1 protein-coding gene is annotated in these 1,476 nt (G+C 68.7%); it reads left to right on the top strand.

Features of this window, described 5'->3' with window-relative positions:
• A partial coding sequence (locus ABZ937_RS42755) for a CTP synthase (protein ID WP_361701085.1) occupies positions 1–1,476 on the top strand: 1,476 nt, incomplete at both ends.

Here is a 1,476-nt window from a genome sequence, read left to right as displayed (position 1 = left end):
GCACATCTTCGTCACCGGGGGTGTCGCCTCCTCGCTCGGCAAGGGTCTGACCGCCTCCAGCCTGGGCATGCTGCTCAAGGCCCGCGGCCTGCGTGTCGTGATGCAGAAGCTGGACCCCTACCTGAACGTCGACCCGGGCACGATGAACCCGTTCCAGCACGGTGAGGTGTTCGTCACCAACGACGGCGCCGAGACCGACCTGGACATCGGCCACTACGAGCGATTCCTGGACCGGGACCTGGACGGCACCGCCAACGTCACCACCGGCCAGGTCTACTCCACCGTGATCGCCAAGGAGCGGCGCGGCGAGTACCTGGGCGACACCGTGCAGGTCATCCCGCACATCACCAACGAGATCAAGCACCGTATCCGCCGCATGGCCACCGACGAGGTGGACGTCGTGATCACCGAGGTCGGCGGCACGGTCGGCGACATCGAGTCGCTGCCGTTCCTGGAGACCGTGCGCCAGGTCCGCCACGAGGTCGGCCGGGACAACGTCTTCGTCGTGCACATCTCGCTGCTGCCCTACATCGGCCCCTCCGGCGAGCTGAAGACCAAGCCCACCCAGCACTCCGTGGCGGCGCTGCGCAACATCGGCATCCAGCCGGACGCGATCGTGCTGCGCTGCGACCGGGAGGTGCCCACCGCGATCAAGCGGAAGATCTCCCTGATGTGCGACGTGGACGAGGCCGCCGTGGTGGCCTGCCCCGACGCCCGCTCGATCTACGACATCCCCAAGGTCGTGCACGCCGAGGGCCTGGACGCCTACGTGGTGCGCAAGCTCGACCTGCCCTTCCGGGACGTGGACTGGACGACCTGGGACGACCTGCTCGACCGCGTCCACAACCCCGACCACGAGGTCACCCTCGCCCTGGTCGGCAAGTACATCGACCTGCCCGACGCCTACCTGTCGGTCACCGAGGCGCTGCGCGCCGGCGGCTTCGCCAACCGGGCCCGCGTGAAGATCAAGTGGGTGACCTCGGACGACTGCAAGACGGCGGCCGGCGCCAAGGCGCAGCTGGCCGACGTGGACGGCATCTGCATCCCCGGCGGCTTCGGCGACCGCGGCGTGCTGGGCAAGGTCGGCGCGATCCGCTACGCCCGCGAGAACAAGATCCCGCTGCTGGGCCTGTGCCTGGGCCTGCAGTGCATCGTGATCGAGGCCGCCCGCAACCTGGCCGACATCCCGGACGCCAACTCCACCGAGTTCGACCCGGCCACCGCCCACCCGGTCATCTCCACCATGGCCGAGCAGCTCGACATCGTGGCCGGTGAGGGCGACATGGGCGGAACGATGCGCCTGGGCATGTACCCGGCCAAGCTCGCCGAGGGCTCCATCGTCCGCGAGGTCTACGACGGCAAGGAATACGTCGAGGAACGCCACCGGCACCGCTACGAGGTCAACAACGCCTACCGCGCCGAGCTGGAGAAGAAGGCCGGCATCGTCTTCTCCGGCACCTCCCCCGACGGCAAGCT

It is taken from the genome of Streptomyces sp. NPDC046727 (assembly GCF_040645635.1).
Classification (GTDB): Bacteria; Actinomycetota; Actinomycetes; order Streptomycetales; family Streptomycetaceae; genus Streptomyces.
This window is presented reverse-complemented; position numbering and strand designations above follow the sequence as displayed.